Origin of the sequence: Halomonas salsilacus, assembly GCF_051216275.1 — a bacterium.
Lineage (GTDB): Bacteria > Pseudomonadota > Gammaproteobacteria > Pseudomonadales > Halomonadaceae > Halomonas.
Window position 1 is genome coordinate 20,858 of record NZ_JBPKAQ010000004.1, and the last position, 24,150, is coordinate 45,007.

At 65.6% G+C, this 24,150-nt stretch carries 21 protein-coding genes and 2 tRNA genes; 15 read left to right on the top strand and 8 right to left on the bottom strand.

Annotation, left to right across the window (positions count from 1 at the left end):
- Positions 1-46 precede the first annotated feature (46 nt).
- A complete protein-coding gene (locus tag ACR80S_RS07225; protein ID WP_435402911.1) occupies positions 47-802 on the top strand; it encodes an enoyl-CoA hydratase-related protein in 756 nt (251 codons plus the stop codon).
- A gap of 60 nt (positions 803-862) precedes the next feature.
- Here the strand turns inward: ACR80S_RS07225 and ACR80S_RS07230 are convergent, their stop codons facing one another.
- On the bottom strand, positions 863-1,480 hold the full coding sequence (locus ACR80S_RS07230) for a TetR family transcriptional regulator (RefSeq protein ID WP_435402086.1): 618 nt from the start codon (positions 1,478-1,480) through the stop codon (positions 863-865).
- A gap of 175 nt (positions 1,481-1,655) precedes the next feature.
- Between ACR80S_RS07230 and ACR80S_RS07235 the strand changes: the two genes are divergently transcribed.
- Complete coding sequence (locus ACR80S_RS07235) at positions 1,656-2,687, top strand: succinylglutamate desuccinylase/aspartoacylase family protein (protein WP_435402085.1); 1,032 nt, start codon at positions 1,656-1,658, stop codon at positions 2,685-2,687.
- Positions 2,688-2,780: 93 nt separating this feature from the next.
- Complete coding sequence (gene aptA / locus ACR80S_RS07240) at positions 2,781-4,061, top strand: omega-aminotransferase AptA (RefSeq protein ID WP_435403020.1); 1,281 nt, start codon at positions 2,781-2,783, stop codon at positions 4,059-4,061.
- A gap of 390 nt (positions 4,062-4,451) precedes the next feature.
- On the opposite strand, the gene dusA is transcribed toward aptA, so the two are convergent.
- From dusA to ACR80S_RS07255, 3 genes are all read right to left on the bottom strand, one after another.
- Positions 4,452-5,444 carry a tRNA dihydrouridine(20/20a) synthase DusA gene (gene dusA, locus ACR80S_RS07245; protein WP_435402912.1) on the bottom strand — a complete coding sequence of 331 codons (993 nt, stop codon included), beginning with the start codon at positions 5,442-5,444 and terminating at the stop codon, positions 4,452-4,454.
- Positions 5,445-5,534: 90 nt separating this feature from the next.
- Positions 5,535-5,750, bottom strand: a complete 216-nt coding sequence (locus ACR80S_RS07250; RefSeq protein WP_435400050.1) for a hypothetical protein — start codon at positions 5,748-5,750, stop codon at positions 5,535-5,537.
- Between the two features lie 231 nt (positions 5,751-5,981).
- On the bottom strand, positions 5,982-6,788 hold the full coding sequence (locus ACR80S_RS07255) for a sulfite exporter TauE/SafE family protein (protein WP_435402913.1): 807 nt from the start codon (positions 6,786-6,788) through the stop codon (positions 5,982-5,984).
- 243 nt (positions 6,789-7,031) lie between these two features.
- On the opposite strand from ACR80S_RS07255, the gene ACR80S_RS07260 reads away from it, so the two are divergent.
- Together ACR80S_RS07260 and ACR80S_RS07265 are read left to right on the top strand one after the other, a co-directional pair.
- On the top strand, positions 7,032-7,355 hold the full coding sequence (locus ACR80S_RS07260) for a TraR/DksA family transcriptional regulator (protein ID WP_435400048.1): 324 nt from the start codon (positions 7,032-7,034) through the stop codon (positions 7,353-7,355).
- A gap of 71 nt (positions 7,356-7,426) precedes the next feature.
- On the top strand, positions 7,427-8,008 hold the full coding sequence (locus ACR80S_RS07265) for a hypothetical protein (protein ID WP_435400047.1): 582 nt from the start codon (positions 7,427-7,429) through the stop codon (positions 8,006-8,008).
- A 57-nt stretch (positions 8,009-8,065) separates the two neighbouring features.
- Here the strand turns inward: ACR80S_RS07265 and ACR80S_RS07270 are convergent, their stop codons facing one another.
- Both ACR80S_RS07270 and ACR80S_RS07275 read right to left on the bottom strand, forming a co-directional pair.
- Positions 8,066-8,671 carry a helix-turn-helix domain-containing protein gene (locus tag ACR80S_RS07270; protein WP_435400046.1) on the bottom strand — a complete coding sequence of 202 codons (606 nt, stop codon included), beginning with the start codon at positions 8,669-8,671 and terminating at the stop codon, positions 8,066-8,068.
- A gap of 125 nt (positions 8,672-8,796) precedes the next feature.
- The gene (locus ACR80S_RS07275) at positions 8,797-9,537 is read right to left on the bottom strand and encodes an SDR family NAD(P)-dependent oxidoreductase (protein WP_435400045.1); all 741 of its coding nucleotides are present in this window, start codon (positions 9,535-9,537) and stop codon (positions 8,797-8,799) included.
- Between the two features lie 151 nt (positions 9,538-9,688).
- Between ACR80S_RS07275 and gltX the strand changes: the two genes are divergently transcribed.
- The 3 genes from gltX to ACR80S_RS07290 all read left to right on the top strand — a co-directional run bounded on the left by gltX (position 9,689) and on the right by ACR80S_RS07290 (position 11,400).
- Positions 9,689-11,170: a glutamate--tRNA ligase gene (gene gltX, locus ACR80S_RS07280; RefSeq protein WP_435400044.1), complete on the top strand. Its 1,482-nt coding sequence runs from the start codon at positions 9,689-9,691 to the stop codon at positions 11,168-11,170.
- Between the two features lie 56 nt (positions 11,171-11,226).
- A tRNA-Ala gene (locus ACR80S_RS07285) sits at positions 11,227-11,302 on the top strand.
- A 22-nt stretch (positions 11,303-11,324) separates the two neighbouring features.
- Positions 11,325-11,400 (top strand) — tRNA-Glu (locus tag ACR80S_RS07290).
- Positions 11,401-11,849: 449 nt separating this feature from the next.
- Here the strand turns inward: ACR80S_RS07290 and ACR80S_RS07295 are convergent.
- Positions 11,850-12,740, bottom strand: a complete 891-nt coding sequence (locus ACR80S_RS07295) for an NAD(P)-dependent oxidoreductase (protein WP_435402914.1) — start codon at positions 12,738-12,740, stop codon at positions 11,850-11,852.
- A gap of 110 nt (positions 12,741-12,850) precedes the next feature.
- The gene (gene gltA / locus ACR80S_RS07300; RefSeq protein WP_435400042.1) at positions 12,851-14,146 is read right to left on the bottom strand and encodes a citrate synthase; all 1,296 of its coding nucleotides are present in this window, start codon (positions 14,144-14,146) and stop codon (positions 12,851-12,853) included.
- A 453-nt stretch (positions 14,147-14,599) separates the two neighbouring features.
- Between gltA and sdhC the strand changes: the two genes are divergently transcribed.
- The 7 genes from sdhC to lpdA all read left to right on the top strand — a co-directional run bounded on the left by sdhC (position 14,600) and on the right by lpdA (position 24,024).
- On the top strand, positions 14,600-14,977 hold the full coding sequence (gene sdhC, locus ACR80S_RS07305) for a succinate dehydrogenase, cytochrome b556 subunit (protein WP_435400041.1): 378 nt from the start codon (positions 14,600-14,602) through the stop codon (positions 14,975-14,977).
- Positions 14,971-15,318 carry a succinate dehydrogenase, hydrophobic membrane anchor protein gene (gene sdhD / locus ACR80S_RS07310; protein ID WP_435400040.1) on the top strand — a complete coding sequence of 116 codons (348 nt, stop codon included), beginning with the start codon at positions 14,971-14,973 and terminating at the stop codon, positions 15,316-15,318. Before sdhC ends, sdhD begins: the two co-directional genes overlap by 7 nt.
- A 3-nt stretch (positions 15,319-15,321) precedes the next feature.
- Entirely contained in the window at positions 15,322-17,094 is a 1,773-nt protein-coding gene (gene sdhA / locus ACR80S_RS07315) for a succinate dehydrogenase flavoprotein subunit (protein WP_435400039.1), read from the top strand.
- A gap of 26 nt (positions 17,095-17,120) precedes the next feature.
- On the top strand, positions 17,121-17,825 hold the full coding sequence (locus ACR80S_RS07320; RefSeq protein ID WP_435400038.1) for a succinate dehydrogenase iron-sulfur subunit: 705 nt from the start codon (positions 17,121-17,123) through the stop codon (positions 17,823-17,825).
- Between the two features lie 262 nt (positions 17,826-18,087).
- Positions 18,088-20,922, top strand: a complete 2,835-nt coding sequence (locus tag ACR80S_RS07325) for a 2-oxoglutarate dehydrogenase E1 component (RefSeq protein ID WP_435400037.1) — start codon at positions 18,088-18,090, stop codon at positions 20,920-20,922.
- A gap of 42 nt (positions 20,923-20,964) precedes the next feature.
- Complete coding sequence (gene odhB / locus ACR80S_RS07330) at positions 20,965-22,521, top strand: 2-oxoglutarate dehydrogenase complex dihydrolipoyllysine-residue succinyltransferase (RefSeq protein WP_435400036.1); 1,557 nt, start codon at positions 20,965-20,967, stop codon at positions 22,519-22,521.
- A 63-nt stretch (positions 22,522-22,584) separates the two neighbouring features.
- On the top strand, positions 22,585-24,024 hold the full coding sequence (gene lpdA / locus ACR80S_RS07335) for a dihydrolipoyl dehydrogenase (protein WP_435400035.1): 1,440 nt from the start codon (positions 22,585-22,587) through the stop codon (positions 24,022-24,024).
- Positions 24,025-24,150 lie beyond the last annotated feature (126 nt).

Here is a 24,150-nt window from a genome sequence, read left to right on the forward strand (position 1 = left end):
GGCCCGGCAGGTCGGCCTGCCCGAACCACCACAAGGGAGACATCTCATGGCGACCCGAATCAGCGCTTCCCGCCGAAACAACGGCATCATGGTGCTCAAGATCAGCTGCCCGGAGCGGCGCAATATCCTCGACGAGGCGAGCTACACGCAGCTGATCGAGGGGCTCGAGGCGGCCGAGGCCGACGACAGCGTCAGGGTACTGATCATCACCGGCACCGAGAACTGCTTCACGGCGGGCAACGACCTGGCCAACTACCAGGCCCTGGCCGAGGCCGACAGCGTCACGGCGATCACCTTCCTGCGTCGCCTGCACGCCTTTCCCAAGCCGGCCATCGCCGCGGCGGAGGGCATCGCCCTGGGGCTGGGCATCTCGATCCTGCTGCACTGCGATTTCGCTTACGGGGGCCACTCGACCCGCTTCCAGCTTCCCTTCACCCACTTCGCTCTGAGCCCGCTGGGGGGGACCACCTGGCTGCTGCCGCGGCTGGCGGGCCACAAGGCGGCGGCGCAGATGCTGCTGCTGGGCCAGGCCTTCACGGCCAACGAGGCGAGGGAGGTCGGCCTGCTGACCGATGCGACCCCCGACGGACGGGCGCTGGAGCAGGCCTTCGACTGCGCGGGGCGGCTTCTCGCCAAGCCGTTCGATGCGCTGCTGACCACCAAGGCGCTGCTGCGAGAGGGGCAAGTCGAGGCGGTCAACGCGGCGCTGGACCGGGAGGAGAAGGCGCTGCTGGCGCGCTGTCGCACGCCCGAGGCCCAGGGCGCCATCGACGCCTTCTACGCCAGAAGGCGCCATGCGTGAAGGGCTATGCGTGAAGGGCTAGCGCGGCTGCCACCGCAGGAGGAGGGCTGCCAGGCCGAGTCAGGCCTGGCGGCTGAAGAGCCTTAGCTGGGTCTCCACCAGCAGGTTGCCCTGCTCCACGATGGAGAACTGCTCGTGATTGCGCAGCCAGTCGTGGAACAACCCGCCCAGCATCGATTGCAGTAGCTTGGCGGCCAATTCCGGCGAGAGGTCCGCGCGCAGCTGGCCGAGCCGAGCGGCACATTGCAGATAGTCGCGCAGGGCGCCGCAGGACTCCTCGGCCATCTCGTTCTGCATGGCCAGCGGATCGATATCGCCGAACACCTCGCAGTGGTGGATCAGGATGGCGTGAACACGGCGGTAGCGAGGACGCTCGAGGCGTTCGAAGCCGCTGAAACAGGCCAGGCGGATCGCCTCCAGCGGCGCCTCGGCGAGCCCCGGGTCGCCGATCTCCTCGACCAGCTCCTTGAAGGGCATGCGTACCCGGTTGAGCATGGCCTGGAAGAGGTCCGCCTTGTTCTTGAAATGCCAGTAGACGGCGCCCCGTGTCATGCCGGCGTGGCGGGCGATCTGCTCCAGGGAGGTGCGGGCCACGCCCTTGTCGAGGAAGACCTCCTCGGCGGCATCGAGCAGGGCCTCGCGAGTCGCGGCGGCCTCGGCCTTGGTCTTTCGCGCCATGCGTGGCGGACTCCATCAAGCGGTGAGGCGGTCATTCTACCCGATTGACGCGACTTTTACATTCGTCATTGTATGGTTGGTGCGGCGGTGTCGGCAATTCCGGGCCGTCCTCGCCAACGCCCTGACGACCCGAGTATAAAGGGACCCTGCACCCGTCACAGGATGACCCCCCGCCATGGCCCGAGCGCCCTTCGACCTCGCCGGCATTCGCGTTGCCCCCGGCACCCGCACCCAGATCGATGTGCCGGTGGCGCGGCTCTATACCCATGCGCCGCTCTACATCCCCCTGGAGGTGGTGCATGGCCGCCAGTCGGGCCCGACGCTGCTGGTGTGCGGTGGCATCCACGGCGACGAGATCAACGGCGTGGAGATCGTGCGCCGCCTGCTGCGCTCGAAGCAGATCCAGGGCCTGCGCGGCACCCTGATCGCCGCGCCCATCGTCAACGTCTTCGGCTTCGTGCAGCACAGCCGCTACCTGCCCGACCGCCGCGATCTCAACCGCTGCTTCCCGGGCAGCGAATCGGGCTCGCTGGGCGGGCGGGTGGCCGCTCTGTTCCGGGAACAGATCGTCGACCACGCCACTCATATCATCGACCTGCACACCGGCGCGATCCACCGCACCAACCTGCCGCAGATCCGCGCCCAGCTGGAGACCGGCAGCGAGACCGAACGCATGGCCAATGCCTTCGGTGCGCCGGTGATCCTCAACGCCGAGCTGCGCGAGGGCAGCCTGCGCCACTACGCCCAGAACCGGGGCATCCCGGTGCTCACCTATGAGGCGGGCGAGGCGCTGCGCTTCGACGAGTGGGCAATTGCCCCGGGGGTGCGCGGGGTGCTGAGGGTGATGCGCCGCCTGGGGATGCTGACCGGCGAGCATCGCCGTCGCTCGCCGGCGGCGGCGGAGCTCGCCAACGGCTCGAGCTGGGCGCGGGCGCCCATCGACGGCATCCTGAGGCCCCAGGTGCGTCTCGGCGCCCGGGTGGCCAGGGGGGAGCTGCTGGGGCGGGTCGCCGACCCCTTCGGCAACGCGGAAGGGGAGGTGCTCTCCATGGCGGATGGCATCGTCATCGGCATGAGCCGGCTGCCGCTGGCCAACGAGGGTGAGGCGCTCTTCCATATCGCCCGCTTCGATGCCATCGAGGAGGCCGAGAGCGCCGTTGAGGACTTCCACTCCAGCCTGATCCCCCCGCCCGATTCGCTCTATTGAGGAGACATCAGCATGTTCGATCTCAGGCACCAACAGGATGATGTTCAGCTCTCGCGCAGCGGTGGGCTGGGTGAGATCAATCACCACTACTGGATGCCGTTCAGCGCCAACCGTGACTTCCATGCCAACCCGCGAGTGATCGTCGGCGCGGAGGGGCGCTACTTCATCGATGACCGCGGCCGACGGCTGTTCGACTCCCTCTCGGGGCTATGGACCTGCGGGGCGGGACACAATCGGGTCGAGATCCAGCAGGCGGTGGCGAAACAGCTCGGCACCCTCGACTACGCGCCGTGCTTTCAGGTGTCCCACCCGCTGGCCTTCGAGCTCGCCGAAAAGGTGGCTAGCCTGACCCCGGCGGGGCTCGACCACGTCTTCTTCACCGACTCCGGCTCCGAATCCGCCGATACCGCCGTGAAGATGGCCAAGGCCTACTGGCGGCTGAAAGGGCGCCCCGAAAAGACCCGCATGATCGGCCGCGCCAAGGGCTATCACGGCGTCAACGTGGGCGGCACCAGCCTTGGCGGGATCGGCGGCAACCGCAAGCACTACGGCCAGCTGATGGACGTCACCCATCTTCCCCACACTCTGCAGCCGAAGCTTGCCTTCACGCGGGGCCAGGCCGAAACGGGCGCCGAACTGGCCGATGCGCTGCTGGAGCAGATCGCCCTGCACGACGCCTCCAGCATCGCCGCGGTGATCGTCGAGCCGATGTCCGGCTCCGCGGGCGTGATCGTGCCGCCGAAGGGGTATCTCGAGCGGCTGCGGGCGATCTGCGACGCCCATGACATCCTGCTGATCTTCGACGAAGTGATCACCGCCTTCGGGCGCAGCGGCGCGCGAACCGGCGCGGAGGCCTTCGGCGTGGTGCCCGACATGATGACCCTCGCCAAGCAGCTCACCAACGGTGCGCTGCCCATGGGGGCGGTGGTCGCCTCCACGGAGATCTTCGACACCTACATGCACGCCGGTGGGCCCAGGCACGCCATCGAGTTCCCCCACGGCTACACCTACAGCGGTCATCCGGTGGCCTGTGCGGCGGCCCTGGCGGCCCTTGAGCTGTTCGAGCGCGAGGACTTCCCGGCCCAGGTTCGCGCCATCGCTCCGACCTTCGAGGCGAAGCTGCATGCGTTGAAGGGCCGGCCCTGGGTGGTGGACATCCGCAACTACGGTCTGGCCGGCGCCATTCAACTGGCGCCACGGGAGGGTGACCCCACCATCCGCCCGCGGGATGCCCACCTGGCGCTGTGGGCGGCGGGCTTCTACGTGCGCTACGGTGGCGACACCCTGCAGTTCGGCCCCCCCTTCGCCAGCACGGAGGCGGAGCTGGAGCGGCTCTTCGATGCGGTGGGGGAGGTGCTGGACACGCTGGAGTAAGGCGGTCCTCGCCGCCGGGGCGGCGACACACTCTCTATCAGTTCCTGGCCCCCCCTTCGCCAGCACGGAGGCTGAACTGGAGCGGCTCTTCGATGCGGTGGGGGAGGGGCTGGACACGCTGGAGTAAGGCGGTCCTCGCCGCCGGGGCGGCGACACACGCTCTATCAGTTCCTGGCCCCCCCTTCGCCAGCACGGAGGCTGAGCTGGAGCGGCTCTTCGATGCGGTGGGGGAGGTGCTGGACACGCTGGAGTAAGGCGGTCCTCGCCGCCGGGGCGGCGACACACTCTCTATCAGTTCCTGGCCCCTCCTTCGGCAGCACGGAGGCTGAGCTGGAGTGGCTCTTCGACGCGGTGGCGGGAATGCTGGACCGGCTCGAATAAAGGGCAGGTTCAGACCGCGGCGGTTTCGCGTTCGGGCACCAGGCTCAGGGCATCGTCGAAGACGCGCAGGCAGGCGCCGTCCAGGTGGCCGTTCTCGGAGAGGTGGCGACGGAAGCGACGCCCCCCCGGTTGACCCTGGAAGAGGCCCAGCAGGTGGCGGGTGATGTGGTTGAGCTTGGCGCCCTCCTCGAGGCGCCGGGCGATATAGGGGCGGAAGGCCCGCGCCGCCGCGTGGCGGCTGGCCGCAGGCCCCGGCTCGCCATAGAACGCCGCATCCACACCGGCCAGCAGCCAGGGATTCTGGTAGGCCTCGCGACCCACCATCACGCTGTCCACATGTTCGAGCTGTTCGCGACAGGCGTCGAGGGTCTTGATGCCGCCGTTAATGCCGATCTGCAACTCCGGGTAGCTCGCCTTGAGGCGGTGCACCCGGGGGTAGTTCAGCGGCGGGATATCGCGGTTCTCCTTGGGGGAGAGGCCCCGTAACCAGGCCTTGCGGGCATGCACGATAAAGGTGTCGCAGCCGGCGTCGGCGACGGTGGCGATGAAACGCGCAAGATCGGCGTCCTCGTCCTGGTCGTCGATGCCGATGCGGCATTTGACGGTGACCGGGATGGCGATCGCCTCGCGCATGGCGAGCACCGCGGCGGCGACCCTCTCGGGATTGGCCATCAGGCAGGCGCCGATCAGGTTGTTCTGCACCCGGTCGCTGGGGCAGCCCACGTTGAGGTTGACCTCGTCATAGCCCCAGGCCTCGGCAATCGCCGCACACTCGGCCAGCTCGCCGGCGTCGCTGCCGCCCAGTTGGAGGGCGAGCGGATGCTCCACCCCGTCGAAGCCCAGGAAGCGTGCCCGCGGGCTGCCATGGAGGATGGCACCGGTGGTGACCATCTCGGTGTAGAGCAGCGCATGACGGGTGAGGGTGCGAGCGAACGCGCGGTAGTCGCGGGTCGTCCAATCCATCATCGGCGCCACGGAGAAGGTGCGGTCGAGCTGGGGCATCGGGCATCACGGGGTTGTTCGGAAGGGGCAGTATTCTACCAGCCCCCTCGGCGGGTTGCCCATATCGGCGTCGCCGACGCCCGTTCGCCCCTAGCCGGCCCTGGCGAAGGCGATGGGGTCCAGTTCGTGGAGCTGGATGGTCACCGCGGCATGACAGTTCAGGCAGCGCAGGGTGGCGGTGTCGCGGGTGAGCCCCTCGACACGAAAGCGTCCGAGGTCGAGGGTGACCGGCTCCTCGGTGTTGCCGCACTGGCGGCAGATGAGGGTCAGGCCACGTACCTTGTGAGTGAGGGTGATGGTGTCCATGCCGACCTCCTGCTTGGGAATGAGGGAGTACCGCAGGGATGCGGGAAGGCAGGTCCAAGCGTCTCACTAAGAATTTAAGCCATCACCCGCTCGAGCGCCCGTGAAAAACCCTCAAGACCGACCGGCGCTAACCTTGGAACCTTTCCGGCGAGGTGGTGGCCACCCAGGCGAGTACGCCCTGCTGCCGGCGCTGCACGACGATTACGGAGGCCTGCTTGGCTCGACAGGAGTTCAGGCGGTGAACACCGTGTAGAGCATCTGCAGCGCCAGGGCCATTAGCATGAAGGCGAACACCCGCCTGAGGATCGCCACCGGCAGGCGGTGAGCGAGCCTCGCGCCGAGGGGCGCGGTGAGGATGCTGAACGGCGCCATGAGCAGTAGGGCGGGCAAGTAGACATAGCCCCAGGCGGCCTCCGGCAGGCCGGCAGTTCCCCAGCCATTGATGAGATAGCCCAGTGCCCCGGCCAGGGCGATCGGCAGCCCCACCGCGGCCGAGGTGCCGATGGCGTGGGGCAGGCGCACGTTGCACCAGGTCAGGAAGGGCACGGTGAGCGAGCCACCGCCGATGGCCACCAGCGCGGAGATGCTGCCGATGCCGAGCCCCGCACCGGACAGGCCGATCGGCCCTGGCAGGGTGCGGGTCGGCTTGGGCTTCAGGTTGACAAGCATCTGCAGCGACATCAGCACCATGAAGGCGGCGAAGAAGATCGCCAGACCGCGGGTCGGCATCAGGGCGGCGATGAAGGTCGCCAGGAAGGTGCCGGCGAGGATGGCGGGGGTGATGTGGCGCACGATGTGCCAGCGTACCGCGCCATGCCGATGGTGCGACCAGAGGCTGGCCGAGGCAGACGGCACGATGGCGGCCATGGCAGTGCCCAAGGCCAGGTGGGCGATGTGCTCGTGGGGGACCCCCTGGATCACGAACAGCGAGGTCAGGATCGGGACCATGATGCCGCCGCCGCCGATGCCGAGCAGACCGGCCATCAGGCCGACGAAGCTTCCCAAGGCCAGGTAGGCCAACCACCAGATGGGATCCAATGCCCTCACTCCTTCTTCTGTGCTGTTTGATGCCTGAGATTCAGCTCCGGACTCGGGCAGTAGAGGCAGTATTCTAAAGGAAATCGTTGTATAGCGGGTTCTGCGCTGAGCGGCCCGCCACCGCTGGAGGGGCAAGGCGTGCCCTGCCTCGGGGTCGGCCGACGCGGCGATGTGCTATGAAGTAGGGCAGGGTGGCGCCGCCAGGGCGCTGCGGATCATGTCACATTGACAGGAGAGGGCATCATGGCGGACCGGAAAGGAGTATTGGAAGGGCTGCGCGACGAGCTGATCGAGCGACTCGAGCGCTACCGGGCCCACAAGGAGCAGCGCGCGGGCCCGTTGGACAAGGACATGGAGGAGCAGGCCATCGAGTTGCAGAACGACGAGGTGGTCGATGCCCTGGAAAGGGAGGCCGAGCAGGAACTGCGCCAGGTGATGCACGCCCTGGCGCGCATCGCTGACGGGGAGGGGGACCTCTGCGAGGTGTGCGAGGAACCGATCGCGCCCGGTCGTCTCGACGCCGTGCCTTTCACCACGCTTTGCCGGCAGTGCGCCGAGCCACGTTGAGTGACCGACGGGACGGGCAGCCCCGGCCGATGATAGCCTTGGCCAGGGAATCATCGCTTCGGAGGTCATGCATGAACGTGTGGTATCGATGGTGCGGCCTGGGCGTGATGCTGGTGCTGCTTGCGGGCTGCGGCGGGAACGGCAACGACACCGCGGAGGCGCCGGACGAGCCAGAGCAGGTTGCCCAGCCATCTCCCCCCGCTGAGCCCGAGCCAGAGGTGGAGCCCTTTGCCGAGCCGGTGGCGATCGAGTTTGCGGTCAGCCTCGGCAGTGACCGGCGCCTGTTGGTGGAAGGGGAGAGCAACCTGCCGGATACCACCCGCCTGCAGGTGGTGGTGGAGCGAGAGCTGAGCGGAGTCCGCTGGCAGGAGCGTACGACGCTGACGGGCGGCCGATTCCAGGCCGGACCCTTCGGGTCGGGCAGCGGCCTCCCGGACGGGGGCTACACCATCACCGTCAATCTCTCCGAGGCCACCGTGCAACCCTCGGAGGTTCGCGCTCGGATCGGCGAGCGGGGCGAGCATCTGAGCGGCCCGCTGGTGGGTACCTCGCGTCACGGCCTGGGACAGGTCGCGAGCGCCTCGCGGCGGTTTCTGATCGGAAGCGAACCGCGTCGCACTCACGATAACGTCGAGGTGCTCGGCGTCCAATAGCACGGGACGCGAATAGCGCCCGGGATCGAGACGCGCGGGCGAAGTGCCCGCGCTGCGTTAGAGCGGCGAGGCCTGCCAGTGGGCCAGGAGAATGCCCAGCAGGCGGGTGTCGGGGGCCGCTGGGTAGGCAGTGGCGTCCCCTTCTCTGCTGAACTGCAGCCCTCCGTCCTCCTGCTGGGAGACCCGGCGGACGCAGAGCCTGCCGTCCTCTTCCACCAGGTAGTGGCCCGGCTGGCGAAAATCCTCCGTGGGGGCCACGGCAACGAGGTCGTGATTGCCCAGGAAATCGAAGGTATCGCCGGGCGCCGGGGTCATCAGATAGCACTCCTTGTGCCATCGCTGGCCCGGGTTGTGCGAGAGGGGCAGCAGGTCATCGGGCACTTCGATGCGGCCGGCGGCGGGGTCCTGCCAGGGCGCGGGGGGCTGACGACGCAGGTAGAGGGGGGCTGGCCGGTCACCTCTGTTGCCTTCGAGCAGCCTCGACAGCGGGCAACCCAGCGCTTGGGCCAGGGCCACCAGCCGCTCATGGCCGATCTGGCGAATGGCACCGGACTCCCAGTAGGAGATGGTCACATCGGAGACGCCAACCCGACGGGCCAGGGCTGCCTTGTTGAGGTTAGCCTCCAGCCGGAGTTCCTTGATACGCGGGCCTAGTGAATCCATCTCTTTATCCTGTCGTTGCATGCGTTCTGTTATCGGAACGGTAGGAAAAAACCGGATGGGATGATCCGGGATCCCATGCGGCTGTGCAATGTCGCCCATCAACGTTGATTCACCGGTGGTGCCGATCACCAGGCCACGGGTTCGCCGGCCCAGTCGAAGAAGCTGGCAGCACTCCCGAGCGGGCGCTCCCCCAGCACCGCGAGAAGCCGCTCGGCCACGAATGCCGGCGTGAACAGCTTTCCTTCCGGCACGCGGGCCTGGAAGGGGCGTGAGAGTCCGGTATCCGTGGTGCCGGGATGCAGGCAGACCACGGCGAGGGTCCTGTTGAGCCGCCGCAGTTCCACGGCGGCGGTTCGCATCAGCATGTTGTGCGCCGCCTTGCTGGCGCGATAGGCGTACCAGCCGCCCAGACGATTGTCCTCGATGGAGCCGACCCGGGCCGAGAGGCTCGCCACCAGTGCCGGATGCTGGCCCTTGAGGCTCGGCTGCAGGGCCTGGAGCAGCAGTGCCGGGGTCGTGGCATTGACATGGAACAGGTGCGCCAGGGCCTCGGCGTCCAGGTCGTCGAGCTTCTTCTCGGGGTGGATGCCGAGGGCCTCGTCATGGAGCATGCCGATGGTGTTGAAGGTCAGGTGAAGCGGCGCGCCGTTCAGGTGGGCCGTCAGGCACTCGCGGCCCTCGGGTGTGGTGAGGTCGGCGTCCAGCGTCTCGAGGCGGGGATCCGTCCGGGGCCCGGGGCGCCGGCTGGCGGCGATCACGCGTCCCGGTCTGGGGCTGGCCAGCAGGGATTCCACCACCGCCCGGCCGATGCCGCCGCCGGCCCCTGTCACCAGCGTGGTAAAGCCCTCGGGAAGTTGCGCAAGCATGATGTGTCTCCTGGTCGGCCGGTTGTCCAGGTCAGGTGGCGAGACGTTGACCGCGATCCACGCGGATGATTCCCGGTGACGGCTGCCGAGTGGGCGGCAGGTGCGTATAATGCGGCCATCCATATCACCAGCACCGGGACACCGCAACGACATGACCGTACGCACGCGTATCGCGCCGTCACCGACCGGCGATCCCCACGTCGGCACCGCCTACATCGCCCTGTTCAACCTCTGCTTCGCCCGTCAGCACGGCGGCCAGTTCATCCTGCGCATCGAGGATACCGACCGGGTGCGCTCGACGCCCGAGTCCGAGCAGATGATCCTCGACTCCCTGCGCTGGCTGGGTCTGGAGTGGGACGAGGGCCCCGACGTGGGTGGCCCCCATGGTCCCTACCGCCAGAGCGAGCGCGGCGACATCTACGCCGAGTACGCCCGTCAGCTGATCGAGGCGGGGCACGCCTTCAGGTGCTACCGCACCAGTGAGGAGCTCGATGAGCTGCGTGAGGCGCGCAAGGCCGCCGGCATGCACCTGGCGCTCAAGCCCGCCGACCTGGCCCTGCCTGCCGAGGAGCAGGCGCGTCGCGAGAAGGAGGGCTGGCCCCATGTGGTGCGCATGGCGGTACCTGCCAGCGGCACCTGCGTGATTCAGGACATGCTGCGTGGGACCATCGAGGTGGACTGGGCCCAGGTGGATGCCCAGATCCTGCTCAAGTCCGACGGCATGCCCACCTATCACCTGGCCAACGTGGTTGACGACCACCTGATGGGGATCACCCATGTGCTGCGCGGCGAGGAGTGGATCAACTCGGCACCCAAGCACCAGCTGCTCTACGAGTACTTCGGCTGGGAGATGCCCGAGCTCTGCCACATGCCGCTGCTGCGCAACCCCGACAAGTCGAAGCTCTCCAAGCGCAAGAACCCGACCTCGATCAACTACTACCGGCGCATGGGTTACCTGCCCCGGGCGGTGACCAACTACCTGGGCCGCATGGGCTGGTCGATGCCCGACGAGCGCGAGAAGTTCAGCCTCGACGAGATGATGGCCCACTTCGATATCCAGCGGGTCTCCCTGGGTGGCCCGGTGTTCGATCTGGAGAAGCTCACCTGGCTCAATGGCCTCTATATTCGGGAGGAGCTCGACGACGGGGCCTTCCTCCGGGCGCTGATGGAGTGGGCCTTCAACGAGCGCTACGTGATGGAGATCCTGCCCCAGGTGCGTCCACGGGTGGAGACCCTCTCCGAGGTGGTGCCCCTGGCCGGCCACTTCTTCTCGGGGCTGCCGCGCATCACCGAGGAGAGCTTTGACGCTGTCAAGCTCGGCCGCGAGGACCTGCTCAGGCTGCTGCAGTTCCTGGTGTGGCGCTTCGAGGTCGTGCCGGCCTGGCACAAGGAGGCGCTGTTGGCCGAGGTGAAGGCGCTGGCCGGTCACTTCGATCTGAAGATGAAGGAGTTCCTGGCGCCGGTGTTCATCGCCATCACCGGCTCCACCGCCAGCACCTCGGTGATGGACGCCATGGCGATTCTCGGCTCCGACATGACCCGTGCGCGGTTGCGTCACGCCATCGAGGTGCTGGGCGGCGTCTCCAAGAAGCAGGCCAAGCGCTTCGAGAAGGAGTTTCAAGAAATCGCGTGATTTCCTGTTGACGAAGACGAGAGTAATCAGTACTATACGACTCGTCTTCAGGGCGAGGGGCCTTAGCTCAGCTGGGAGAGCGCGACACTGGCAGTGTCGAGGTCAGCGGTTCGATCCCGCTAGGCTCCACCATTCCCGTCCTCGAGGCATCTGCGTCCCATTCGTCTAGTGGCCTAGGACACCGCCCTTTCACGGCGGTAACAGGGGTTCGAACCCCCTATGGGACGCCACTCTTCCTGAAAGGGCACTCTTCCTCGAGTGCCCTTTTTTCATCGCCGGACGCCAGCCGTCAGCGTTGAAGCCCCCCACGAACGGCCTCCCTCACGACCCCTTTTCCAAGGTGAATTTCGCTTGACTTGTCCACTAGCCGGGGTTCCGCCCCGGTGTCTGTGCACAGCAGGTATGCAATCGCCCGTGATCACAGGGATTTTCTTAAAACATATTAAAATCAATGGCTTAAATGAGGTCAAAAATTGATCAATCTAAGCCGAGCCCCCATTCCATGGCGATTTGACGGCGTTTTTGCGTGGTTGTGAACAGGTTTATCCACAGAATGTGTGGACAACGGTTTTAGACCGTTCGGATGCCTCTGGTATGAGACTTGTCAACCTAAAATAGTAGTAAATTCATGCTGGCAGGAGGGCTGGATGAGGGCAGCGCCCAGGCGCTGCCCGAGTCCTCAGCGGTGACCCAGGGCACGCAGTCGACGCAGCAGCGAGGAGGTGTCCCAGCGTCCTCCTCCCATCACCTGGACGTCGGCGTAGAACTGATCCACCAGTGCCGTCACCGGCAGGCGTGCCTGCAGGCGCCGTGCTTGCTCCAGGCAGATACCGAGATCCTTGCGCATCCAATCCACGGCGAAGCCGTGCTCGTACTTGTCCGCGATCATGGTGCCGTGGCGGTTCTCCATCTGCCAGGAGCCGGCGGCCCCCTTGGAGATGACATCGATCACGCGCTGCTGATCGAGGCCGGCCTGCTCGGCGAAGTGCAGGCCCTCGGCCAGTCCCTGGACCAGCCCGGCGATGCAGATTTGGTTGACCATCTTGGTCAGCTGGCCGCTGCCGGCGGGACCCATCAGGGTCACCGCCTTGGCGAAGTGCCCGAGGGTGCCCTCGACGCGGGCGAAGTCGGCCTCGCTGCCGCCGCACATGATGGTCAGGGCGCCGTTTTCGGCACCCTGCTGGCCGCCCGAGACCGGGGCGTCCACAAAGCCGATCCCGCGTTCGCTGCAGGCGGCGTCGAGTTCCAGGGCGAGATCCGCCGATGCCGTGGTGTGGTCCACCAGCAGGCTGCCCTCGGTCATGCCGTGCAGCGCGCCGTCGTCGCCGATGGTGACCTGACGCACATCGTCGTCGTTGCCCACGCAGAGCAGGACCAGCTCGGCGCCCTGGGCCGCCTCGCGCGGGGTGGAGTGGTCGCTGCCACCGTGCTCCGCGGCCCAGGCATCGGCCTTGGTGGCGGTGCGGTTGTAGACGCGGACGGTGAGGCCGGCGCGGGCCAGGTGGCCGGCCATGGGATAGCCCATCACGCCTAGGCCGATGAAGGCGACTGTGGAAATGCTCTTGCTCATCCTGATGACTCACTCTTGTTGGGGGTATTGGGGATCATGACGCAGAAAGCCGCCCGAAGGCGGCTTTCCGCAGGGTAGCGCAAGCGGCCCTGGCCGCCTCTGCCGGCTGCTTACTTGGCAGGGGCGGCAGGATAGTCGCGCTGGGTGTGGCCGGTATAGAGCTGACGCGGGCGGCCGATCTTGTAGCTGTCGCCGAGCATCTCGTTCCAGTGGGAGATCCAGCCGATGGTCCGGGACACCGCGAAGATCACGGTGAACATGTTGGTCGGGATGCCCATGGCCTTGAGGATGATGCCGGAGTAGAAGTCGACGTTGGGGTAGAGCTTGCGCTCGACGAAGTACTCGTCCTCCAGGGCGATCTGCTCCAGGCGTTTGGCGATCTTGAGCTGCGGGTCGTCGGCCAGGCCCAGTTCGGCCAGCACCTCGTCGCAGCTCTCCTTCATCACCTTGGCGCGGGGATCGAAGTTGCGATAGACGCGATGCCCGAAGCCCATCAGCTTGAAGGGGTCATCCTTGTCCTTGGCCTTGTCGATGAAACGCTGGATGTTCTCTTCGGAGTCGTCGCCGATCTCGTCGAGCATCTTCAGCACCGCTTCGTTGGCGCCGCCGTGGGCCGGGCCCCAGAGAGCCGCGATGCCGGCGCTGATGCAGGCGAAGGGGTTGGCGCCGGTGGAGCCCGCCAGGCGCACCGTGGAAGTGGAGGCGTTCTGCTCGTGGTCCGCATGCAGCATGAAGATGCGGTCCATGGCCTTGGCGTAGACCGGGTTGATCTTGTACTCCTCGCACGGGTTGCTGAACATCATGTAGAGGAAGTTTTCTGCATAGCTCAGGTCGTTGCGCGGGTAGTTGAAGGGCTGACCTACGTTGTACTTGTGGGACATGGCCGCAATGGTCGGCATCTTGGCGATCAGGCGGATCGCGCTGATGATGCGATCCTCCTCGATCGTGGTGTCCATGTGGTCATGGTAGAAGGCGGCCAGGCCACCCACGACGCCACACAGGATCGACATAGGATGGGCATCGCGGCGGAAGCCCTTGAAGAAGTTGTTGATCTGGTCGTGAACCATGGTGTGGTTGCGAACCCGCGACTCGAAATCGGCGTACTGCGCGTCGTCCGGAAGTTCGCCGAACAGCAGCAGGTAGCACATCTCGACGAAGTTGGATTCCTTGGCCAGCTGGTCGATCGGGTAGCCCCGATGCAGCAGCACGCCCTGACCGCCATCGATGTAGGTGATGGCAGACTGGCAGGAAGAGGTGGCCATAAAGCCGGGGTCATAGGTGAAGAGGCCTTCGGCACCAAGCCCGCGCACGTCGATCACATCCGGGCCCAAGGTGCCCGAATAGACAGGCAGTTCGATCGTCTTGTCCAGACCGTCTACCGTCAGCGTCGCTTTCCTGTCAGCCATGGAAGCCTCCTCTCGAGTTCGTGTTAGGGCGATAAGTCGTTTATTTCACTAGCGAGTTCGCGGCGATGGCCGGCGAAAAGGTTCGCCCACTATAGAAGCGTTCCAGCGATTGTCAATTAGCCCATGGCGACTCAGTGGTTGTGCACATAACTCATCAAGTTAAAAGTGTTGTATAATTAATGGTGCTGTGCACCATTCCTGTGCGGACGCGCGAACGGAATTGCTCCCGAAGGGTGTAGTTGGGGAGGCGGGGGCCTTTGCACCATGGTCTAGTTAACCGTCGCTTCGTTTGTCATGGCCTGGCCATGTCCCTATAATCCACCCCGCGCGACTGGCAGGAACAGGCGGTCTTGCCCTGCATCTTGGCAAGTACCGCTATTTCCCGAAACCACCGCCCGCTCGGGCCTTGCCCGTCCTGTCGTCAAGTGGGCCATAGAGAGTGTGTAGAGAGCCGTGAATAGCAAACGACCCGTAAATCTGGATCTGTCCACGATACAGTTTCCACTTCCCGCCCTGACGTCGATCGCTCACCGCATCACCGGCGTGATCCTGTTCGTCGGCCTGATCTTCGCCTTCTGGGCCCTCGGCAAGTCGCTGTCGTCGCCGGCGGGCTTCGCCGCCGTCAGTGATGCCTTGTCCAACAACTTCCTGGCCAAGCTGATCGCCTGGGGCCTGCTGTCGGCGCTGGCCTTTCACTTCGTGGCCGGCATCAAGCACTTGATCATGGACATGGATATCGGCGTGACCCTCGAGGGCGGCCACAAGAAAGCACAGATCACCGTGGTGGTGAGTGCTGTCCTGATCATTCTGGCGGGAGTCTGGGTATGGTAACCAACATTACGAGTTTCGGCCGCAGCGGCCTCTCCGACTGGCTCATCCAGCGCGTGTCGGCGGTCATCCTGGCGCTCTACACCGTTTTCATCGTTCTCTATCTGCTGTTCAACCCGGGCCTCGACTATGCCACCTGGAGCGGCTTGTTCGCCCAGACCTGGATGCGCATCTTCTCTCTGCTGGCCTTCGTGTCGCTGTCGGCCCACGCCTGGGTCGGCCTGTGGACCGTGACCACCGACTACATCAAGCCGACCGGCATTCGCGTCGGCGCCCAGACCGTCATCATCCTGGCCATCTTCGTGTTCCTGGTCTGGGGCATTCAGATTCTGTGGGGAGCTTGATACATGTCCAACCTGCGTAGCCTTTCTTTCGACGCCATCATCATCGGCGGTGGCGGTGCCGGCCTGCGTGCCGCCCTCGAGCTGGCCAAGTCCGGCAAGAAGACCGCCGTGCTCTCCAAGGTCTTTCCGACCCGCTCACATACCGTTTCGGCCCAGGGCGGCATCACCTGTGCCATCGCCTCCGCCGACCCCGATGACGACTGGCGCTGGCACATGTACGACACGGTCAAGGGCGGCGACTACATCGCCGATCAGGACGCGGCCGAGTACATGTGTTCCGAGGGCCCCAAGGCGGTGTTCGAACTCGAGCACATGGGTCTGCCGTTCTCCCGCTTCGACAACGGTCGCATCTACCAGCGCCCGTTTGGCGGTCAGTCCAAGGACTTCGGCGCCGGCGGCCAGGCGGCTCGCACCTGTGCCGCGGCCGACCGTACCGGTCACGCCCTGCTGCATACGCTTTATCAGAACAACCTGAAGAACAACACCACCTTCCTCAACGAGTGGTATGCCGTCGACCTGGTCAAGAACGCCAACGGCGATGTGGTGGGCTGCATCGCCATGGACATCGAGACCGGCGAGGTTGTGCACGTCAAGTCCAAGGCCACCGTGCTGGCCACCGGCGGTGCCGGGCGCATCTACGCCTCCACCACCAACGCGCTGATCAATACCGGCGACGGCATCGGCATGGCGCTGCGCGCCGGCTTCCCGATGCAGGACATGGAGATGTGGCAGTTCCACCCGACCGGGATCTACGGCGCGGGCACCCTGGTGACCGAGGGTTGCCGCGGCGAGGGTGGCTACCTGGTGAACAAGGATGGCGAGCGCTTCATGGAGCGTTACGCGCCCAACGCCAAGGATCTGGCCGGCCGCGACGTGGTCGCGCGCTCCATGGTCATGGAGATTCTCGAGGGGCGCGGATGCGGCGAGCACGGCGACCACGTCTTCCTCAAGCTGGACCACCTGGGCGAGGAAGTGCTCGGCAAGCGCCTGCCCGGCATCGTCGAGCTCTCCAAGACCTTCGCCCACGTCGATCCGGCCAAGGAGCCGATCCCGGTGGTGCCGACCTGCCACTACATGATGGGCGGGATCCCCACCAACGTGCATGGCCAGGCGATCATGCAGGACGCCGATGGTAACGACCAGATCGTCAACGGCCTGTTCGCCTGCGGCGAAGCGGCCTGCGTCTCGGTCCACGGCGCCAACCGCCTGGGCGGCAACTCGCTGCTCGACCTGGTGGTCTTCGGTCGTGCGGCCGGCATGTTCATCGAGGGCGCGCTCAACGAGGGTATCGAGTACCTCGACGCTTCCGAGTCCGATATCGCGTCTGCCATGAAGCGCATGAACCGCTGGAACGAGTCAGAGGGCGGCGAGACCGTGCCGGAGCTCAAGCGCGCCCTGCAGAACATCATGCAGAACTCCTTCGGCGTGTTCCGCGAGGAAGAGAACATGCAGAAGGGCGTCGGGCAGCTGGCCGAACTGCGCGAGCGCATCGCCAACGCCTACCTGCCGGACAAGACCAACGCCTTCAACACCGCTCGTGTCGAGGCCCTGGAGCTGGACAACCTGATGGAAGTGGCCGAAGCCACCGCCATCTCGGCCCTGGAGCGCAAGGAGAGCCGCGGCGCGCATTCCCGCTACGACTATCCGGACCGTGACGACGTCAACTGGCTGAAGCACTCGCTCTACTTCCCGGCCGACAAGCGGCTCGCCAAGCGCGACGTCAACTTCAAGCCCAAGACCGTCGACACCTTCGAGCCGAAAATCCGCACCTACTAACTCCGCCATCACGAGGGTGAGTCAAGATGCTTCAGGTATCCATCTATCGCTACAACCCGGAAACCGACTCCGCGCCGTACATGCAGGAGTTCCAGGTTGACACCCAGGGCCGTGACATCATGGTGCTGGATGTACTGCACCTGATGAAGGAGCAGGATAACGGCCTGGCCTACCGCCGCAGCTGCCGCGAGGGCGTGTGCGGTTCCGATGGCATGAACATGAACGGCAAGAACGGCCTGGCCTGTATCACCCCGCTCTCCGAGGTGGTGAAGAACGGCAAGCTGGCGCTGCGTCCGCTGCCTGGCCTGCCGGTCATCCGTGACCTGGTAGTCGACATGGGGCTGTTCTACAAGCAGTACGAGCGCATCCAGCCGTACCTGCAGAACGACACCCCGGCACCGTCCATCGAGCGTCTGCAGTCGCCGGAGGATCGCGACAAGCTCGACGGTCTCTACGAGTGCATCCTGTGCGCCTGCTGTTCCACCTCCTGTCCGTCGTTCTGGTGGAACCCGGACAAGTTTGTGGGTCCGGCCGGTTTGCTGCAGTCCTATCGCTTCCTGGCCGACTCCCGCGATACCGCGACCCGTGAGCGCCTGTCCGAGCTTGAGGATCCGTTCTCCGTGTTCCGCTGCCGCGGCATCATGAACTGCGTGGCGGTCTGCCCGAAAGGGCTCAACCCCACCCGCGCGATCGGCAAGATCCGCGACATGCTGCTGGCGAATGCCACTTAATGCCACTTAAAACGTGGTCCGGGGCTTGTTATCATGAGTCACGGTTTCCGGCTGCGACGCCTTGTCGCGGCCGCACGGCGGCACAGTAGCGTCAGGAGCCGGTGCCCAAGGCACCGGCTCCTGAGCATGGAATTCAAGGCTTTCGGCCGCTGGCCGTTAGCGCCGGAATGAGCTTGGCCCGACCGGCAGGGCACCACCGATGTCGCTGCACCACGTGTGCGGTGACGCCGATACCACCCCATCAGTGCAGGGTGACCGAGAGATGCAACAAGGCATAATGGAGTTGATGTGGCGCTCCTCCCACGTCAGTGGCGGCAATGCCCACTATGTGGAAGCGCTCTACGAGCAGTACCTCGATGATCCCGCCGCTGTCCCGGATGAGTGGCGCAACTACTTCGACCAGTTGCCGGCCCCTGAAGGCAGCGCCTCCCGGGACGTCCCCCTTTCCCCGGTCCGCGACCAGTTCTACCAGCTAGGCCGCGCTCGCCGCACCGCCCTGGCCCCCGCCGCCGCCGACGGCGAAGAGAACAAGAAGCAGGTCAAGGTTCTCCAACTGATCAACGCCTACCGCTTCCGCGGCCATCAGAAGGCCAATATCGATCCGCTCGGCCTGCGCAGCCCAACGCCGGTTCCCGACCTCGACCTCTCCTTCCACCAGCTCTCCAAGAGCGACATGGATACCGAGTTCCAGACCGGCTCCTTCTTCCTCGGCCTGGATCGCGCCCCGCTCAAGGAGATCGTCGAGGCCCTGGAGCACACCTACTGTCGCTCCATCGGCTGCGAGATCATGCACATTGTCGACACCGAGGAGAAGCGCTGGCTGCAGCAGCGCTTCGAATCGGTGCGCAGCGCGCCGAAGTTCGGCAACGAGGTGCGCCAGCATGTGCTCGAGCGGCTGACCGCGGCCGAGGGCCTGGAGAACTACCTGGCGTCCAAGTACCCCGGCACCAAGCGCTTCGGCCTGGAAGGAGGCGAGGCCTTCATCCCCATGATGGACGAGCTGATCCAGCGTGGCGGCGGCTATGGCATCAAGGAGATGGTGATCGGCATGGCCCACCGCGGCCGCCTCAACCTGCTGGTCAACATCCTCGGCAAGAACCCCGGCGAGCTGATCGACGAGTTCGACGGCAAGAAGGTCATCGAGCGGGGCTCCGGCGACGTCAAGTACCACCAGGGCTTCAGCTCCAACGTCATGACCCCGGGCGGGGAAGTGCACCTGGCGCTGGCCTTCAACCCCTCTCACCTGGAGATTGTCTCTCCGGTAGTCGAGGGCTCGGTGCGCGCCCGCCAGGATCGCCGCGACGACAGCGACGGCACCAAGGTACTGCCGATCAACGTCCATGGCGACGCCGCCTTCGCCGGTCAGGGCGTGGTCATGGAGACGTTCCAGATGTCCCAGACCCGCGCCTACAAGACCGGCGGCACGATCCATATCGTGATCAACAACCAGGTCGGTTTCACCACCTCCAACCCGCTGGATACGCGCTCCACCGAGTACTGCACCGACATCGCCAAGATGGTCCAGGCGCCGATCTTCCACGTCAACGGCGACGACGCGGACGCCGTGCTGCATGCTACCCAGGTGGCGCTCGATTTCCGCCAGCAATTCAAGAAGGACGTGGTGATCGATCTGGTCTGCTACCGTCGCCGCGGCCACAACGAGGCTGACGAGCCGAGCGGCACCCAGCCGCTGATGTACCAGAAGATCCGCGAGCAGAAGACCGCCCGCGAGCTCTACGCAGCGCGTCTGGTCGAGCAGGGCGTGCTCTCCGAGGAAGACGCCAAGGCGATGATCGAGACCTATCGCCAGGATCTGATGGCCGGCAACCACGTGGCCAACGCCCTGGTGCAGGAGCCCAACACTTCGCTGTTCGTCGACTGGAAGCCCTATTTGGGCCATGAGTGGACCGGCCATGCCGATACCGCCGTGGAGATGAAGCGCCTCCAGCGCCTGGCCGCCAGGATGTGCGAGGTCCCCGACGGGGTCGAGGTGCAGCGTCAGGTCGCCAAGATCTACGAAGACCGCCGCAAGATGCAGGCCGGCGGCATGGCGTTGAACTGGGGCTTCGCCGAGACCCTGGCCTACGCCACGCTGCTCGATGAGGGCCACCCGGTGCGCATCACCGGCCAGGATGTGGGGCGCGGCACCTTCTCTCACCGCCATGCGGTGGTGCACAACCAGAAGGACGGCAGTAGCTACGTGCCACTTCAGCACATGGCCGACGGCCAGCCGCGCTTCACCATCCACGACTCCTACCTTTCCGAGGAGGCGGTGCTGGCATTCGAGTACGGCTATGCCACCACGGCGCCCACCCACCTGGTGATCTGGGAAGCCCAGTTCGGTGACTTCTTTAACGGCGCCCAGGTGGTGGTGGACCAGTTCATCTCCTCCGGCGAGACCAAGTGGGGCCGCCTGTGCGGGTTGACCATGCTGCTGCCCCACGGATATGAAGGCCAGGGTCCCGAGCACTCCTCGGCGCGCCTGGAGCGCTTCCTGCAGATGTGTGCCGAGCAGAACATGCAGATCTGCGTCCCCACCACCCCGGCGCAGATCTTCCATCTGCTGCGTCGCCAGGTGATTCGCCAGCTGCGCAAGCCACTGGTGGTGATGTCGCCCAAGAGCCTGCTGCGTCACAAGGAGGCCACCTCCAGCCTCGACGATCTGGCCACCGGCCACTTCCAGATGGTGTTGCCCGACCAGGGCGTGCGCGACCCCAAGAAGGTCGAGCGCATCATCCTGTGTGCCGGCAAGGTCTACTACGACCTGGCCACCTGGCGCGAGGAGAACGACCGCCAGGACGTCGCCATCGTGCGCATCGAGCAGCTTTACCCCTTCCCTAAGGAGGAGCTCTTCGAGGCGCTCAATGCCTATGTCAACGTCAGGGACGTGGTGTGGTGCCAGGAGGAGCCCCTCAACCAGGGCGCCTGGTATTCGAGCCAGCATCACTTGCGGGCCGTGGCCGACATGCTCAAGGGCAATCTGGGCGGAGCGCTCAAGTTTGCCGGTCGTCCGGCTTCTGCAGCACCCGCCGCGGGCTACATGTCCGTCCATATCGAACAGCAGCGCCAGTTGGTGGAAGACGCCTTCAATCTGTAAGGCACGCCACCGGGACGAGAGAGAACAGACAAGGGATACGACATGGCTACCGAGATCAAGGCCCCAACCTTTCCGGAATCCGTTGCCGAGGGCAGCGTGGCCGCCTGGCACAAGAAGGCCGGTGACAGCGTCGAGCGCGACGAGCTGATCGTCGAGATCGAGACCGACAAGGTGGTGCTCGAGGTGCTGGCTCCCGAGGCCGGCGTGCTCACTGAGGTGCTCGCCGACGAGGGTGATACCGTGCAGTCCGAGCAGGTGCTGGGCCGCATCGGCGAGGGCAAGGCGGCGGGCAAGGAGGAAAGCGGCGCCAAGGCCGACGCCAAGGCCGAGCCGAAGAGCGGCGCCAAGGCCGAGAAGCCCGCCGCCAGCGGTGGCAAGCAGCACGAGGTGAAGGCGCCGACCTTCCCCGAGTCCATCCAGGAAGGTACCGTCGCCAGCTGGAACAAGCAGGTCGGCGAAGTCGTCTCCCGTGACGAGGTGCTGGCCGAGATCGAGACAGACAAGGTGGTACTGGAAGTGGTGGCGCCGACCGACGGCGTTCTCACCGAGATCAAGGCCGAGGAGGGCAGCCAGGTCGAGTCCGAGGCGGTGCTGGCAATTTTCACCGAAGGCGCCGGCGGCAGCGCCGACACCTCCGCCGACGAGACCCCGGCGGCCTCTGCCGATGACGGCGCGGGCGACGAGAAGGTGGGCGACAAGATCCTCGCCCCGGCGGCCCGCAAGATGGTGGCCGAGCATGATCTCGACGTGAGTGCCATCCAGGGCACTGGCAAGGGGGGGCGTATCCTCAAGGAGGACGTGCAGAAGGCGGTCAAGGAAGGCGCTGCGAAGAAGACCGCCAAGCCGGCCGCTGGCGGCGCCGCCAAGGTCGCTGCCGCCGCGCCGGCCGTGGAGGGCGAGCGCCCCGAGAAGCGCGTGCCGATGAGCCGCCTGCGCCAGACCATCGCCAAGCGCCTGGTCCAGGCCCAACAGACCGCCGCGATGCTCACCACCTACAACGAGGTGGACATGAGCGCGGTGATGGCCCTGCGCGCCCAGTACAAGGACACCTTCGCCAAGACTCACGACGTCAAGCTCGGTTTCATGGGCTTCTTCGTCAAGGCGGCCTCCGAGGCCCTCAAGCGCTTCCCGGACGTGAACGCCTCCATCGACGGTACCGACATCGTCTACCACGGCTATCAGGACATCGGCGTGGCGGTTTCCACCGACCGCGGCCTGGTGGTTCCAGTGCTGCGCGATACCGACAGCATGAAGATCGCCGACGTCGAGAAGGGCATCGTGGACTTCGGCAAGCGGGCACGTGACGGCAAGCTCGGCATCGACGAGATGCAGGGTGGCACCTTCACCATCACCAACGGCGGCACCTTCGGCTCGCTGATGTCAACGCCGATCATCAACCCGCCGCAGACCGCGATCCTGGGCATGCACAAGATCCAGGAGCGTCCCATGGCGGTGAACGGCAAGGTCGAGATCCGTCCGATGATGTATCTGGCAGTCTCCTACGACCACCGCATGATCGATGGCAAGGACGCGGTCCGGTTCCTGGTCACCATCAAGGAACTGCTCGAGGATCCGTCGCGCCTGCTGCTGGATATCTGAGCGGCACGTGCCGCCGGATGATCCCGGCGGCACCCCAATTCAAGACACGCAAGGGGAGCCAACATGGCTGACAAGTTCGATGTGATCGTGATCGGTGCGGGCCCCGGCGGCTACGTGGCCGCCATCCGTGCCGCCCAGATGGGCCTCAAGTCTGCCGTCGTCGAGAAGTGGATCAGCGAGGATGGCAAGCCGGTGTTCGGCGGCACCTGCCTCAACGTGGGCTGTATTCCCTCCAAGGCGCTGCTGGAGGCCTCCCACAAGTTCGTCGAGGCCAAACACGACTTCGACGACATGGGGATCCAGGCCGGCGACGTCCAGATGGACGTCAAGAAGATGATCGCCCGCAAGGACAAGATCGTCGCCAACCTGACCGGCGGCGTGGCGGGTCTGCTCAAGGGCAATGGCGTGACCGCCATCCAGGGCACCGGCAAGGTCACCGGCGCCAAGCAGGTCGAGGTCACCGACAAGGACGGCAAGGCCACCACGTATGACGCCGACAACATCATCATCGCCACCGGTTCCGTGCCGGTTGAGATCCCGCCGACGCCGTTGACCGAGGGCCTGATCGTCGACTCCACCGGCGCCCTGGAATTCCAGGAGACACCCAAGCGCCTCGGCGTGATCGGCGCCGGCGTCATTGGCCTGGAACTGGGCAGCGTCTGGTGCCGCCTGGGTTCCGAGGTCACCGTGCTCGAGGCCATGGATAGCTTCCTGCCGATGGTGGACACCGCCATCGCCAAGGAGACCCAGAAGCTGCTCAAGAAGCAGGGCCTGGACATCAAGCTGGGTGCTCGCGTCACAGGCTCCGAGGTCAAGGGCAAAGAAGTGGTCGTCAAGTACACCGACGGTGAAGGCGACCAGGAGATGACCTTCGACAAGCTGATCGTCTGCGTCGGCCGCAAGCCCTACACCCAGGGTGTCGTGGCCGACGGGCTGGGCATCGACCTGGACGAACGCGGCTTCATCCACGTCGATGACCAGTGCCGCACCGGGGTGCCGAGCGTCTACGCCATCGGCGACTGCGTGCGCGGCCCGATGCTTGCCCACAAGGCCTCGGAAGAGGGCGTGGTGGTGGCCGATATCATCGCCGGCCACAAGGCCGAGATGAACTACGACGCCATCCCCAACGTCATCTACACCTTCCCCGAGGTGGCCTGGGTCGGTCTGACCGAGGAGGAGGCCAAGGCCAAGGGCCTCGAGGTCAAGGTCGGCGCCTTCCCGTTCGCCGCCAGCGGCCGCGCCATGGCCAACAACGCCACCGATGGCCAGGCCAAGATCGTCGCCGATGCCGAGACCGATCGCGTGCTGGGCATGCATATCGTCGGCCAGCATGCCGGCGAGATGATCGCCCAGGGCGTCATCGCCCTGGAGTTCGGCTCCAGCGCCGAGGACCTTGCGCTGACCTGCTATGCGCACCCGACCATGTCCGAGGCCGTGCACGAGGCGGCCCTGGCAGTCGAGGGCCATGCCATCCACATGGTCAACCGCAAGAAGCGCAAGTAAGTCGCACAACGAGCGCCGCCCACCGGGCGGCGCGCCCCTTCCGGCGATGCATCGGAAGGGACGGTGGTGGTTCGAAGCGTCCACCAGCAGGTGAGACAGAACCACCGTTCGAGTCACATGCAACCA

Bases quoted from the DNA above. Each gene is read 5' to 3' on its own strand.
- ACR80S_RS07225 (WP_435402911.1), top strand. From the start codon at position 47: ATGGCGACCCGAATCAGCGCTTCCCGCCGAAACAACGGCATCATGGTG.
- ACR80S_RS07230 (WP_435402086.1), bottom strand. From the start codon at position 1,480: ATGGCGCGAAAGACCAAGGCCGAGGCCGCCGCGACTCGCGAGGCCCTG.
- ACR80S_RS07235 (WP_435402085.1), top strand. From the start codon at position 1,656: ATGGCCCGAGCGCCCTTCGACCTCGCCGGCATTCGCGTTGCCCCCGGC.
- aptA (WP_435403020.1), top strand. From the start codon at position 2,781: ATGCCGTTCAGCGCCAACCGTGACTTCCATGCCAACCCGCGAGTGATC.
- dusA (WP_435402912.1), bottom strand. From the start codon at position 5,444: ATGCCCCAGCTCGACCGCACCTTCTCCGTGGCGCCGATGATGGATTGG.
- ACR80S_RS07250 (WP_435400050.1), bottom strand. From the start codon at position 5,750: ATGGACACCATCACCCTCACTCACAAGGTACGTGGCCTGACCCTCATC.
- ACR80S_RS07260 (WP_435400048.1), top strand. From the start codon at position 7,032: ATGGCGGACCGGAAAGGAGTATTGGAAGGGCTGCGCGACGAGCTGATC.
- ACR80S_RS07265 (WP_435400047.1), top strand. From the start codon at position 7,427: ATGAACGTGTGGTATCGATGGTGCGGCCTGGGCGTGATGCTGGTGCTG.
- ACR80S_RS07270 (WP_435400046.1), bottom strand. From the start codon at position 8,671: ATGGATTCACTAGGCCCGCGTATCAAGGAACTCCGGCTGGAGGCTAAC.
- ACR80S_RS07275 (WP_435400045.1), bottom strand. From the start codon at position 9,537: ATGCTTGCGCAACTTCCCGAGGGCTTTACCACGCTGGTGACAGGGGCC.
- gltX (WP_435400044.1), top strand. From the start codon at position 9,689: ATGACCGTACGCACGCGTATCGCGCCGTCACCGACCGGCGATCCCCAC.
- ACR80S_RS07295 (WP_435402914.1), bottom strand. From the start codon at position 12,740: ATGAGCAAGAGCATTTCCACAGTCGCCTTCATCGGCCTAGGCGTGATG.
- gltA (WP_435400042.1), bottom strand. From the start codon at position 14,146: ATGGCTGACAGGAAAGCGACGCTGACGGTAGACGGTCTGGACAAGACG.
- sdhD (WP_435400040.1), top strand. From the start codon at position 14,971: ATGGTAACCAACATTACGAGTTTCGGCCGCAGCGGCCTCTCCGACTGG.
- sdhA (WP_435400039.1), top strand. From the start codon at position 15,322: ATGTCCAACCTGCGTAGCCTTTCTTTCGACGCCATCATCATCGGCGGT.
- ACR80S_RS07320 (WP_435400038.1), top strand. From the start codon at position 17,121: ATGCTTCAGGTATCCATCTATCGCTACAACCCGGAAACCGACTCCGCG.
- ACR80S_RS07325 (WP_435400037.1), top strand. From the start codon at position 18,088: ATGCAACAAGGCATAATGGAGTTGATGTGGCGCTCCTCCCACGTCAGT.
- odhB (WP_435400036.1), top strand. From the start codon at position 20,965: ATGGCTACCGAGATCAAGGCCCCAACCTTTCCGGAATCCGTTGCCGAG.
- lpdA (WP_435400035.1), top strand. From the start codon at position 22,585: ATGGCTGACAAGTTCGATGTGATCGTGATCGGTGCGGGCCCCGGCGGC.